The sequence below is a fragment of the Trinickia dabaoshanensis genome (assembly GCF_002879885.1).
Taxonomy (GTDB): domain Bacteria; phylum Pseudomonadota; class Gammaproteobacteria; order Burkholderiales; family Burkholderiaceae; genus Trinickia; species Trinickia dabaoshanensis.
Genome location: NZ_PNYA01000006.1, coordinates 1 through 13059 on the forward strand (window position 1 = coordinate 1; position 13059 = coordinate 13059).

General features: G+C 59.3%; 8 protein-coding genes. 1 reads left to right on the plus strand and 7 read right to left on the minus strand.

Annotated features, from left to right (window positions below; genetic code table 11):
- Nucleotides 1-48 precede the first annotated feature (48 nt).
- From C0Z18_RS07790 to C0Z18_RS07810, 5 genes are read right to left on the minus strand one after another with little or no spacing between them, the layout of a single operon-like run.
- The gene (locus C0Z18_RS07790; protein WP_102644835.1) at nucleotides 49-3384 is read right to left on the minus strand and encodes a DEAD/DEAH box helicase; all 3336 of its coding nucleotides are present in this window, start codon (nucleotides 3382-3384) and stop codon (nucleotides 49-51) included.
- An 18-nt stretch (nucleotides 3385-3402) separates the two neighbouring features.
- A complete protein-coding gene (locus tag C0Z18_RS07795; protein ID WP_102644836.1) occupies nucleotides 3403-5220 on the minus strand; it encodes an EH signature domain-containing protein in 1818 nt (605 codons plus the stop codon).
- Nucleotides 5220-5945, minus strand: a complete 726-nt coding sequence (locus C0Z18_RS07800) for a flagellar motor protein MotB (protein WP_102644837.1) — start codon at nucleotides 5943-5945, stop codon at nucleotides 5220-5222. Before C0Z18_RS07800 ends, C0Z18_RS07795 begins: the two co-directional genes overlap by 1 nt.
- Entirely contained in the window at nucleotides 5946-8288 is a 2343-nt protein-coding gene (gene zorA / locus C0Z18_RS07805) for an anti-phage ZorAB system protein ZorA (protein ID WP_102644838.1), read from the minus strand.
- A 12-nt stretch (nucleotides 8289-8300) separates the two neighbouring features.
- Nucleotides 8301-8483: a hypothetical protein gene (locus tag C0Z18_RS07810; RefSeq protein WP_146013966.1), complete on the minus strand. Its 183-nt coding sequence runs from the start codon at nucleotides 8481-8483 to the stop codon at nucleotides 8301-8303.
- Nucleotides 8484-9085: 602 nt separating this feature from the next.
- On the opposite strand from C0Z18_RS07810, the gene C0Z18_RS07815 reads away from it, so the two are divergent.
- Entirely contained in the window at nucleotides 9086-9763 is a 678-nt protein-coding gene (locus tag C0Z18_RS07815; protein WP_146013967.1) for a hypothetical protein, read from the plus strand.
- Between the two features lie 26 nt (nucleotides 9764-9789).
- Here C0Z18_RS07815 and C0Z18_RS07820 read toward each other — a convergent pair whose 3' ends face one another.
- Together C0Z18_RS07820 and C0Z18_RS07825 are read right to left on the minus strand one after the other, a co-directional pair.
- Nucleotides 9790-10734: a PIN domain-containing protein gene (locus tag C0Z18_RS07820; RefSeq protein WP_146013968.1), complete on the minus strand. Its 945-nt coding sequence runs from the start codon at nucleotides 10732-10734 to the stop codon at nucleotides 9790-9792.
- A gap of 78 nt (nucleotides 10735-10812) precedes the next feature.
- Nucleotides 10813-13059, minus strand: coding sequence for a hypothetical protein (locus tag C0Z18_RS07825; protein WP_102644842.1), 2247 nt, complete (start codon nucleotides 13057-13059; stop codon nucleotides 10813-10815).

Genomic DNA, 13059 nt, shown 5'->3' on the forward strand with positions numbered 1-13059 from the left:
TACTCGTCGCGATGCTCGCGCACCATGCGCACAGCACGTTCACGGACTTCAGCGGAAAATTTGTTCGGCTTGTTCATAGCTCCATTCTCTCAAGAGTTGGAGCCTCCACAAAATCCGGGGCGCTTCAGTACCGTTGAGCATGTCGCTCGCGAGTTTGCGTTTGGCTTCGAGCAGCTCGTTGAGACGCACTTCGAACGTGGTGAAGTCGGACGCACTCAGAATCGGGAGATAAACCCACACTTCCCGCTTCTGCCCGATACGGTAAGCCCGGTCGGTCGCCTGGTCTTCCTTCGCAGGGTTCCAGTTACGGGTGTAATGGATGACGTGATTGGCTTCCTGCACGTTCACGCCGAAGCCGACGGCGACCGGCGAGAGAATGATGACCCCAAATCCAGGCTTGGACTGGAACGCCTTGATGCGCTTCTGACGGCTCGCGACGTGCTTCGCCGCTGCCGTCACATCGCCGTTGATGATGTCCGGGGAGAATCCGAACACCTCCTTGATGTAGTACGCGAGCATCTGTTGGGTTTCACGGAACTCCGCGAACACGATGGCCTTTTCGCCCTTGGCGCGAATCTGCTCGAGCGCATCAATCAGCCACGCGAGCTTGGGAGCCTCATTGCGGGCCTGTTCAAGAGCTTGGGGCTTGAAGCGACCTTGACCCGGGGCGTGCGGCATCGTGCAGATGGAGCGCAGGTACTGAAGCAGCCCGAGATGGTTTTTGAAGGGCGAGACTACCGTCTCCTTGCTGTCCGGGTCCTTGCTGGCCCTGAATGTGTTGACTGCGTTAGTGTAGTAGGTGCGCTGAAGGTTCGATATCGGCACGAATGCGGGAACAAGATGCTTGGGCGGGAGCGAGGCGACATCCGTCTTCATTCGCCGCAGAATCTGTGGCTCGATAAGTCGGCGCAACTCTTCCACGCGCGCCTTCTCTTCGTCCGTCTCCGCTTCAATCGGCTTGCGATACCGCTTTCCAAATTCGTTGAGCGCGCCGAGGTACCCGGCCTGAACGAGGTCGAACAGGCACCACAGGTCCACCAATGTGTTTTCGACTGGCGTCCCGGTGCAGGCAATCTTGAACATCACGTTCTGCTTCTTCGCAGCGCGTGTCACCATCGCATTCGGGTTCTTGATTTTCTGCGCTTCGTCGCACGCCATGACGGACCACTTCTGTGCGGCGAACGAAAACTCCAGGTCGCGCAGGGTCTCGTAGGTGGTCAGTACGATATTGGCGTCGCCAACCCAGTCCGGGCGGAGGAACCGAATCAGGTTCTCGCTGCGCAGTTCTTCGTCGATGGCGGCGCGAGGCACCCGCAACGAAGACAGATTGTCCCCATATGCGATGAGCGGCCGGAAGGTGCCCGGCTTGAAGAACTTACCGATTTCTTCCGCCCAGTTCTCCAGGAGCGACACGGGTGCCACCACGAGCGCGGGCGGCAGCGTCGGGTCGTCCTCGAACGCGCGCGCCATGAAGGTGAGCAGTTGCAGGGTTTTGCCGAGCCCCATGTCATCGGCCACCACGGCTCCCCGACAATGGTTGGGTGCGTGGCGGGAGAGGTGCTGCAACCATGCGACGCCGGCGTCCTGGTGCGGCAGCAGTTGGGTTGTGGACAAGAAGCCGGCCGGCAGCGCGGGCACCGGAGAGAACGTCGTCAAGATGTCGTGACGGATTTCCTCGTAGTCGACGGCATTGACATTGGGCTTGATGAGCAGCTGCTTCGCCTTGGGTCGCGCGTTGCGCTCTCCCTCGGCGTCGCGCGACTTCGGAGGCTTGTCATGCCCGTCACGAACACTCTTGCCGAACTGCTCGAACGCGTCGAGGATGTCCCGCGCCTCGGTCACCGGTAGCGGCTTGGGAAAGCCCGGCAGCTCAACGGACGACTGCCCCGTTGCCTGAGCCTGGTCGACCTTTGCCTGCAATTCATCGCGCACTGCGTCAGTGACGGGCACGGCTACCGGTTCGGTACTGTCTTCGGGCGTGTAGACGATGACATTGACCAGGTTCTCCGGCCACCATTCCTCGCCCTTCTTGGCGATGTACGGCGAGTAGTAAGGCTGCTCGATGCCGATATCATTGATGCGCGAGGTATACGCGCTCAGGTCGTAGACGTCCTCATAGCGCACGAGAATGCGGGGCTGCTGCCGCTCCGCGAGCGCCGCCTTGAGCAGCTCGACCTGTGCGGCGCTGTCGCCCAGCAGCTCGAAGTCGTAACCCTGCCATCCGTACAACTGCTTGTCAGACGCCAGCGCCCGCTCCGCGCCCCGGATAAAGTCCTCCAGCTCGGCTTCGTCTGAAAAGAACCGTTCTTCCGCAGACACCGCGTTCGGACCCGGTGTCTCAATGGCGAGCGCAATCTTCTCGGGGAATCCAAGGGCGTCCCGCACAATGAGCGCCGTGAAGTGGTCAAAGAAGATATCGGCTTCGACGCGGGCGCGCTCGAACTGCGCCTCATCAATGACCGCGCTGGCATCCTCGCCAAGCGTTGCGAAGGGGTTCAGAAGGAACGCTTCCGCTCGGGAGCCTGCGACCAAACGTCCGGGCAGGCGGCGAATGTTGTCGAGGACCGTGCGGACCTCGGGCGTGATGAGCACTTGGACAATGCCTTTGTCCGTGTTGATGTCATACCGTTGAGGCACGCTGTTCCGGTACGAATCGAAGACTTCAAGCCAGTTTTCGGGCGCCCCCTCGAATCCGGGCATGATTTCAACGACTTTCGTACCGCCGACGTCCGTCTTGCGCAGTCGGATATCGATGGTGTCGGGCGTGAGAACGACGCTTTTGTAGAGAAACTCGTCCATGCGCGCCTTGGCCGCCATGGCGGAGCGTCGAATCTGCCCCCAACGCAGTCGCTGCGAAACGTCATCCCGCTCAGACTCAGGCCGGTTGTGAAAGCGAGCGACCTGTTCAGCCGTGTCCCACACACAGCGCGAAAGCAGATGAGACTGTCCCGCAACCTGGATAAGCGCCCCGGTTCGCGCCGCACCGTCCAGGACACGACCGCTTCCATCCCGCCAGCGGGTCACGCCGATGGAAAAGTCCGAGCTAGTCAGACTGTTCTGGCTTTTCAGTTCCGGGACGTAGTCACAGGCAGGAGGAAGCTCGAGCAGCTCGAGGCTTTTCGCATAGGCCGGGTCTTCCAGCAGGTTGTACAGCGACTCCCATGACAGGCGCGCACTGTCTTCCTCGGCGACCGCATAGCCTTCGTCGTGCAGCTGCGTAATCATTGCCGGCATCATGGGCGATGCTAGTGGCATTGCCCCAGGAATGGCGCCGACCGATTCGAAGGTGCCGAGCAGCAGGCCCTGGCTATCCAGGTGGCGCCATACCTCGGCGGGCGTCTCCTCGTTGCGGGCAGCGCCTGTGCGTTTGAGCCACTTCAACATGGTCCAATTCCTTTGTTGTTATGCCGGGTCCCTGTACCACCAGCCCTTCCCGGGGCGGTAGCGAAAGCCCCACTCGGTTAGCTGGGGCGTAACGCGTGAATCGCGCGGCCAGTCGTGAAGGACCCACAAATTGCCGTTATTGCCGCGCAGGTCCTCGCATGCGATGCCGAGTCTTCCGCAAAGGGCCTTGACGCCCGCTTCCTGCTGGGGCGTCAACCGGTGCGCCTGCACCCGCGATACGGGGGCCGCGCTGCCCGCCTGCACATTCGTACCATTCGCGGTGTTCTGGGGCTGCGTGGTCCCTGCTGCCAGCTGGTGTATGCGAGACACGTCATGCTGGGTGGTGCCCGGACGCGTCTCGACCTGTCGCACGGTGCCGGGAGCTGAACTCGGCCCAGCCGGTTGACCCGCCACTGTCGGCTTGCCCGGGAAAATGTCGCGCGCGCCCAGTACTCGTTCAAAGGTGGTTTCCCAATCTGCCCTGTTGCGGTCCCGGTGCTCGCGTCGGACGGCGTCCCATCGGCGGTCTGAGTCGCTCTGGATGTGATTCTTCACGGCCTGAACAGACACGTCGCGAGTCAGCTCGAACGGAAGGTCCGACGCCTTGAAGAAGAAACAGGCATTGCCCTTCTGGCCGAACTCCACGACCACCCACTCGCCGAACTGCATGATGAACGCGTTGTTGTTCGAGGCGCCGTTGCCGACGAGGTCGACAATCAGACCGTCCATGAGCTTGCGGGCATGGACCATGTCCGGGTCGGTGCTCCAGCGGGTCTGCGGGCCCAGTGCGAACGTTACGGTACCGACTGCCTCATAGTACTTTTCCCAGAACTTCAGACGTCGAGGGTCGCTTTTGCCCTCCTGTGCGAGGACGCTGAAGAAGTGCTGGATGTAATGGAGCTTGAGCCACGACGACACCATGGTGCGGACGGGCTCCGACACAAGTACCCAGCCGCTGTTATTCCGCTTGAGCCATGGATTGCCCCAATGCAATACCGTGAAGTCCTGCAAAGCCTTGTGCGCGGCAAGCGGTGGCTTTGCGTGGTAATACGTCAGAATCTGCGCGAGCGCCTTGTTGAAAAGCGTTTTGTTGTCGGCGCTGACCGTTCCCAGCAAGCGGATAAGCCCGGGCAGGTAGTGCCGGAATTCGGAACCGCTGGAGCGCCCCGCTGCATGCACCTGCTCCAGGACGAGCTGGTCGATAATCCACGACGAGTCCTTGATACCCAGCGCCTTCCTGAAAAGCAGAAAGGATTCCTGATGGCCGCGAAGGGCTTCCTCCCCGAACCGTGCAACGGGTGATTCGGAGAAGACATCCGGGTGCGCGGCCACTTCCGTCACCCAGTCCTCGTCGATACCGTTGCGCTCGCGAATATCCGAAATGTTGCCTTCAAGCCAGCGCCGCAGCGCCTCCCAGTTTGGGCGACCTTCTGGCAGACTCCCCTTGTTATCCGGATGGTAGTCAAGGTACGCATCCAGGAGGCCCTGATAGCAGTTGCGAAAGGTCTCACGGTGATTGCGGAAGTTTTCCACGCCCTTGAGTACGTAGCCAAAGCACTCCCCATCCTCAATCAGGCGGTAGCGCATCCTGCCGACCGGTTCGGCGCAGCCGAGCGCAACAAGCCGGGCCTGCCGGGAATTGGCAAGCCGTCGCGTTTCACGGAAAAGCTCGATGGCTTCGATGACCAAGTCTATCGGAGGCGGCACGGGGCGCTTTTCCCGTATCTGCTTCGCCAGTTCTCGTTCCTGGTGGTCCAGCTCAGTGAGCGGAGATTCCCCGACGATGGGCTTGGGACCGCGCGCAAGCTTGCGGCGCATCTCGTCAAGGAGGTCCATCACGAAGCTCCCAGTGCGCAGGACCCGAAATTGCCCCGGGCGGCGTCGGATACGGGCGGACGCACTTCGCCGATTCCGAGAAATTCGAGCCGTAGCTCAACGCGCCGGCTGTCCTCGTACGACGCTTTGGCCGCATTGAACGAATACCCGCCAACGAGGAACAGGTCCTGCACCTGTTCCAGTTCGTCCTCGCTCATGGCACGCTCGTCCGGATAGGGCTTGCTAAGCAGGACACACAGGACACGCTGGCTGCGCTCAAGACTCAGGTTGAGGTTATAGAGGTAATCGCCCTCGGGGCTGGAGAATCCTTCAACCACAATCTGCTTGAGCCACTTCTTGCCGAGCGGGTCGCGCGCGATAGCCAGCACTTCAGGTACGAACGCGCGAAGGAGCCGCTGCTGGTCCGGCTTCAGGCCATAGCTGTTCTTGTCGAAGTGGGCCTTGTCGCCGAAGTCGATGACGTTGCGCGAACGGTCGACCTTGACGCCGGGATATTTGCTCGCGGCCACCTCAACCCGATGCATCAGTGCACTGATGTCCCGGTCGCGCTGTGCCTTGAGGCGCTCGGCTTCACTGACCTGCTTGGTCACCGCGAGCAGCGCGACCGACACAGTCACAAGGAAGAGCACCATAAGGGCGGTCATCAGGTCGGCGTAGCTAATCCAGAAAGGCTTTTCGGCCTCTGACCGGGCGCCACGCTTGATGACGATGCGTGTGCCTAGCACTTAAGCCTCCGGATTCGGTACGACCAGCTCGATAGCCTGGGCGAGGTTTGCAATCGTCTGCTTGAGGAGGCTCGTGACCGCCCCCGTCTTGTTGACGAGCTCCTTGTTGACCTCCGTCATCGAGTCCGCCAGCCGCTGCTGGAACGAAGTCAAGGATTCCGTCATGACGTCGCCCACGCCCTCGAGGAATTCCTCGGCGCTGCGCTGCGCGACATTCAGCGCCTGGGTGGAGGCTTCAATCCGGCTCAACACATCGCTGGTGAGCGATGCGTTGGTCCGCGCGTTATCTACGACCCGGGTCAGCTCCGTGAGCATCTGCGCAAGCTGGTCACGCGTTGCCCGATAGTCCGTGACGACGCCCTGCATGGTCTGGGCGGCCGTGCTGACAGAGGCGGCAGCAGCAGCCAGCTTGTCGGTGGTGCCGGTCGCCTGCTGGAGCACACCGGTTACAGCCGCTCCCGCCTTACCGAATTCGCTGGATGCGACGTAGAGCGTCTCCGCACCTGAATTCATCCGGGTGACCGCGTCGGTTGTGACGGTCCGCAGGGAGTCGACGCTCGCACGCATGGTATCGACCGCGCTGCGGGTGCCGGCCACGAGAGTACGCATTTCGGCGGTCAGCGCCTCCACGGCGCTCTTCACACCCGAAGCGGCGGCTTCTGCATGCGCAACGAGCTGCGCCTGCCGCTCCCGATGCTCCGCATCCGCCGAAGCGGCCTGCTGGGTCAGGTCGGAGACGAGCGTATTGACGGTCTGGCCCACGCTCGAGACGGTCTCCTGCAAGCGGTCGTTACTTTGCGCCTGGGATACCGCCACTGACTGCGACAGGTTTGTCACCAGGCTCTCGACCGCATTGCTGACGTTAGTAAGCGTGTCCTGAAGCTTCGTGCTGACTTCGGACTGGGAGGTGGCCACGGTCTGCGACAGGGAGCTGATAAGTGCCTCGACCGATTGGGTCACCCGGTTCAGTGCGCCCTGAAGCTTTTCGTTGGTCGTGTCCTGGGACGTCGCGACGGACTGGGACAGCGACGAAATGAGGGATTCGATAGTGGCGCTCACCCCTGCCAGCGTTTCCTGCAACCGGCTGTTGGTCTCGGTCTGCGAGCTGGCAACGGTTGCCTTCATGTCTTCGACAATCTGCGCCATCTGGCGGGCCATCATTTCCTGGCGCGCCTCCATGCCGGTGAGGGCTTCGCCCAGTTTCGCGGCCATGGTGTCCGTTGCGCGCGTGCCGGCGGTTTCCAGGGATGAGGACATCTGCTCCATGCGGGCCACAGCGGTTTGCAACGCAGAAATCGTCTGCTGCTGCATGGTGTTGATGCCGGCAATCTGGTCGCCAAACAGGTCCTTCAGGCTCTGGTTCAGCCCCTGCACCACTTCCGTGAGCAGCGTATGTACGGCACCTGTACGGTCGCCCGTTGCACTCTGGACGGCTTGTTGCACCGCCTTCATCGGTTCTTCGAGTGCCGCTTTCAGGCCGTCAGTGATGTGCTGGCCAATCTGCCGGCCGAGTTCTTCGCTCGTCTGGTTATGCGCCCTGATTTGCTCGTCGATGATTTTCTGCTGCGCCTGAATCTGGCTCTCGGTCAGCGACGTGAGGATGCCCTTCAGGTCCTGGACAAGGGCGTCCTTCAGCGTCTTGCTGTTGGAGACATATTCTTTTGAGGAGTGAAGCAGCTCTTCGAGCATCTCCTCGCCTGCGCCCGCCTTGTAGAGGCTGTCGAGAAGACACGCGACCTCTTCGGTCTTCTGGTAAAGCCGGGAGATGAAGAACTTCTCAATGACCGTTATCACCATCGCGAAGAAAATCGCGGAAGCCGAGACGAGAAAAGCTTCGGCAACGCTATGCAGCAGCGCGCTCAGGCTGGCACGGACCACCTGGGTGTTATCGGAGATGATGAAGGCGTACAGACCGTGCATCAGTCCCGCGAAGGTGCCTATAATCCCGATACCCGTCAGGATGCCCGGCAGGTGCCTGAAAAACTCCGCGCCCACACGGCTATCGACGACGACCTGCGCGTTAAAAATCTGCTCGGCTGGCACCGTCCGTCGGGACGTTTCCGGGACGTATTCACCGGATGCGGAGTCAAACGATTTCGGGTCGAAGAGGCTCTTGCGGAACTCACTCCACAGGTGCGCCAGGTCCTGCTTTCGGGCAAAGAGCGACGTCGGGTCGCCGCCGGAACCCTTGAGACGGGTAAGCCCCGCAATGATGCTGTTCAGGTCACGCCAGCGCCCCATGGCACGCGGGACAAACCGGACGAAAAACCAGCCGACAAACAAAAGGATGAAGAGCGCACACACCTTTGCCACAAGGGGCGCTTCAAGGATGGTCTCAATCATTGAAGTATCCGCTTAATCTTGTTGATTGGCCGGCGTATCAGGCACCTCGATACCTTTCAGGCGGCAAAACTCGAAGACGAGCGTCTCGAGCAGGTTGGCCTGACTCCGGTTTTCGTGCTGAGCCGCTCGCGCCAGCGCAGTCTTGAACCGCGCGGACGCCCGAAAGCTCATTGGCGTGTCTTTTCGCTCTTTCATGGCAACCCCGTCGGCCATTTGGTTCGTCTTTGGTCCCGCATAGTAGGTGTATTGCAATCCGCAATGCAATCGGAGTTTACTTTGCCTCTCGCGGTTTATGCTTTCCAGATATCCCACAGCAGGGCCGCGTGCGATGAACGGCAATCACGAGGAATTTTTTTAAAAACATGGCTGTTCAAGCCATACTTTTCGGCCGCTCTACGTCCTCCTGCCGGACAGTCGGCGCAAGCTTGTTGTAAATTTTTGGTGCCACAGTAAACTCATTCCCCGTATAAGTTTCGATATAGCGCTTGCCTGCTAAAGTCTCAGCTAACAGTGCCGATAGCACGATAACAGGTGTTGTTTCGCTAAAAGGCTTCGGCACCCCAACGAGCCCGCGCTAGTGGGATGGAACTATCTCTGCCTTATTCGAAGCCGTGTCACAGGACCATCACCCAAGCGAATGCTCATGACCGCGAGCGGATTCGGCGCTATAAGCCGCATGGAAACCAGCGACTCCCGTTGACCAGGCTACTGCAGCAGCACTCACACTATCTCTGGCAAGAAACCAGCGACATCCCGAGTCCCCGTACTCGCTGATTTTTAAACGCTACGGAACGACCATGCCACGTCACGAACAGGCTGTAATCGATGTCTTCAATGCATTCATGCACACTGAGGCACGCAGTCGCCGCCGAAACTTTCGGCACATCGCGCTGGATGGTCAGGACCGCCACGTCCTGGCCGACTACATATTGACAAACGAGTCGACGTTCACACTTGTCGAGTTCAAGTACACGCTGTCTCAACTTCTGGATGAGGAAAAGAAGAGGAAGGTGTCGCTCCTTTGCAAGGAGTTGGCGCGTGACGGGGCTATGCGTTCTCGTCACGACCTTTGTCATTTCATCGCTTGGATGCAACTTCCAGCGCGTCGCGCTAACCTCAACGTCTACCGACACGAGATATGTAATTGCCAAATCCTCGGGCGCGATTGCGGCCTCCAAGCTGAATCCCCAACTGCAACGTCGCGTCTAAGCGCAGTTGAGTTTGCGCGTTCGTTCTTCGAAGAGCCGACCACCAGAACGCTGTCCATCGATGACTTCGAAGTGTATGTTGAATGGCTTTGTAGCCTGGGGGGCAGCAGTGCTTCCCAGCTGGAACTCCTTGTAGGAGACGAAGACTCCGGGGACTGCGACTTCATCGAATTCGGGTCGCTTAGATTACTGTACGATTGGTTTCAAGGTCGCCGCCGCGCGATGAGACCATCTCCTCCAACACAAAGTTCCGGGCCTGGCTGGTGAGAAGATATCGAGCCGAGTGGTGCCGGTCAGCCGACAGGGCCACCTGGCCTGCCCCTGACTGCGCACGCCGGGAGGCCGGTCTCTTCGTCTTCAGCGTGCCCGCCGCCCTCGATAAGTTCGAGGACAGAGATGTGCGCCTCGTCGGACATTGACTTAATACGCTGATATTCCGTGGCGAAGCATTGCCCCAGTTCCAGCAGAACATCCCAGGTACCTGCGGCCGACTGGAACACTTTGGACGCCTGAGTACGAAACCACGCCCGTACGTCCGGAATCGCCATCGCAACGGTCGCAAGCAGCACTACAACCAACAGAACGTGTCGGGGGGCAGCGCCGACCACCCGTTTTAGGCTACGTGAAGCGAGTCCAATCAGTTCTGCAATCGCCATTAGGCTAAACGCGCCGACTCTGTAACCATTGACCTGGATTGTGACGTGTACGGCGGATGCGCGCGAATATGCTCGCAAGGCAGCTAGAATTCTGAAAGGATGAATCGCCCGACCTCCCATAGCGTTTATATGGTGGTCTTTCGAAAGTATCCCGGCCTCAATCAATTTCTGCAGACGCAAGTAAGGTACATCTTTAGGGTCGAGGAAGTCCTCCCCGTTCTCGGGGGCACCTCCAACGTCAACAAAGTTGATATGTGGCCGCAGCCGTTGCCAGTGAGCAGCAACCTCTGATTCAGACGACCCGGCGTCCACCAACGTAGCAATGTGCTTCTCAACCTCGCTCTCAAGAAACGTCGGCGCCCAGGCCTTGAGGGTTCCAGCCTCCATGACTTCCAGCAAGGCGGACCGCGCATCGGGTTTTACTCGATGCTTTGTGACCCAGCGGAGCTCGCCGATAATGACATTGGCGTCAAGAATCAAGTCAATCTGAAAGAGAGCTCCCAAAGCCGCCATGGCGCCCCCTTCGTTGTAGAGGTCCCGCAGGGTTGCCAACTCATCCGATGGTATTCGATAGTCCTGCACAGGGAATTCGCCAGCTCGGTTCGTGTGCCGATTGAAATCATGTCGCAACACTGTGAGGAAACGGTGCTGCGGGCCCAATTAATACGGGTGTTGCAAGGCCTCTATCTCTCGCGCAAGGTCTCGAAGGTACTCAGGCAGTTGCCCCTCATTGAGCCTCGCACAGAGTTCCTCGCAATGCCCGCGCGCCAAACGCATTCTACCGATGGCCAGTGCCAGCAAGAATTCCGGCAATGCGTCGCCACCGCCTTTGCCCCACGCGTCGGCCTCAGCAAGTATGACATTGAGCATCTCCGTACTGCATTCTTCATCCATCGAATACAGGAGTTCAGAAGGGCTCGCGGCCCGCAAAAATGCCGCACGTAGCACCGCGTCGTTATAAATCGCAAAGTTCGAAGGACACACCAACACGTGCCCGTACACGCTTGAGGACCATGCAGTCACGCCGCTACGGCTCGGCTTACCGGCGAGCCCGTGATTCTCAGCCCGAGCACAAGCAAGAATATTTACAACGACCGCAAAGACGTCTGCTTGCGAGATTTCGTGACGGCGGTCCTTCGTATCCAGGTAAACGAAATCACGTGCAATTTCAAGCGAAGGGCGACAGCCACTGAAGAATAGCTGGTTGGAACTGTGGGCAGAAGCGTTAAGGGTGTCCAACCGGGATTGAAGCTCCGGCGCCAATGCTTTCTTTTCCCTCATAAGCAACAATTTCTCATGCTCGGCCTCCCACGAGGTATCGCCAGGCACCGGCGCGGGGAGCATGAACTGGAGGGCTGAACGGAATGTGAAGGTGTCACGCCCTCGTTCACCGAAGCTCAAAAACATGTCCAGTTCGGCGAGTGCTTGGGCAGTCTCTGCAATAGTGACAGCCGACAAATAAGCGACCGAACCGCCCGGCACGAGCGTGCGCATTCTTGCATTGATTTCGCGGGCGTGCGCATGGTTGCATAAACAACCGAATACGACCAGTGCCGTCCCGTTTGGAACACTCTTAAGACCTTCAAGACCATCGGTGGTTATCGCGGAATTGGCTACGATGGTTTCAAGCCCAGCCTCTTTGACCAATTCAAAAAATTTTTCTTCAGATAGACCCACCAATGCGACGTAGTTTAGCGGAGCGGGCGTAAACCGTCGCAGCATCCGTATGAAGTCCCCTCGGAGATGAGCGTCTGCGTCTAGCAGCGATTCGGCGTCGAGTGCGACGCCCGCCGGTCGAACGGCGGATTTGAAAAGTGTGACATCTAGGCAGCCAGTTCGAGCAAGCCTTTCGACGGCCTCTCGAGCGTCTTTGGGCTGCGCCGCACTCCTCACTGCAAGACGTTTGATGGCACGCCTCTCCAGGAGAAACTGGTCACCCTCCAATTGGGCAAGGAAGTACCCTTCTTTGCAGAAGGGACAGTCCTGAGCCGGGTAGTTGCTAACCGGTGGATATCCGAACAAACCGTCATTTCGATAAGTCAGATTACAGACCACACTCCCGTCGTACTCCGCCGCTCCTGACCCAAGGTAAAACAGGGTGACGATTCTGCTTTTATCTACCTGACTGTTGACGAGTCTTCTTGCCAAGCCACCGGACGTCGAAGCGGAGATGAGATAGAAGTCCGTCGGTCGTCTACGTGGAAGCTTTTCGACCCCGCCGTAGGAGCTAAACGATTTGACGGGAGGGTGCTTGTCCCAAAGGCCTTGCGCGATAGCCATTCGCGCCATCGCGAAAGCGACAGCAATGATAGGTGCCGTATCGACGAAAATCCGCGATGGGGCCATGCCCGATGCGGCCGCGAACGCGAAAAACGCTACTGCCGCGCACGCCTCGGAGCTAAGGAGGGGGCCACTTGCGCGCAGAAATTTATTGGAATGCCGTCCGGACACTTTTCCGAAATGAACACCCGCCGGCGCTTCAACCAAACCACTGCCACGATGGAAAAGGTCAAATAGCCACCCACTACACAAGCGGCTATCAAGCGCTTCCCGTCTACCCGGCCGCACCTCATCCCCGGCATATTCGAACGGGATTGCCGAGACTCGGCGCTTCTCTCCGTCACCCTGCTCGATTCCGAGCAGGCGCACCCTCCCCCCAATGCCCTCAAAGTACCGGCGGGCGCGCTTTACGGCAACGCCGCTTGCAATGGCATTAACGAGGGTCGCCTCGTCCGCAAACGGTGCGAGCACGTAGATATTCGCCGTCGCAGGGCGTTGGTCGAAGATATGTCGAACGTCCTCGCTCAGCGTCGATTCGGTGAATTCGTACTCGTCGTAAACAAGTAGGCTAGCCTCCCCCTCATACGCGTCTTGTCGGAATCTCGTTGTTAGGCGAAGCGCGCTCAT

What these genes read in the sequence shown, in the direction of transcription:
- C0Z18_RS07795 (WP_102644836.1), bottom strand. Translation starts at nt 5,220, where the DNA reads ATGGACCTCCTTGACGAGATGCGCCGCAAGCTTGCGCGCGGTCCCAAG.
- C0Z18_RS07825 (WP_102644842.1), bottom strand. Translation starts at nt 13,059, where the DNA reads ATGAGCGCGCTTCGCCTAACAACGAGATTCCGACAAGACGCGTATGAG.
- zorA (WP_102644838.1), bottom strand. Translation starts at nt 8,288, where the DNA reads ATGATTGAGACCATCCTTGAAGCGCCCCTTGTGGCAAAGGTGTGTGCG.
- C0Z18_RS07810 (WP_146013966.1), bottom strand. Translation starts at nt 8,483, where the DNA reads ATGAAAGAGCGAAAAGACACGCCAATGAGCTTTCGGGCGTCCGCGCGG.
- C0Z18_RS07790 (WP_102644835.1), bottom strand. Translation starts at nt 3,384, where the DNA reads ATGTTGAAGTGGCTCAAACGCACAGGCGCTGCCCGCAACGAGGAGACG.
- C0Z18_RS07815 (WP_146013967.1), top strand. Translation starts at nt 9,086, where the DNA reads ATGCCACGTCACGAACAGGCTGTAATCGATGTCTTCAATGCATTCATG.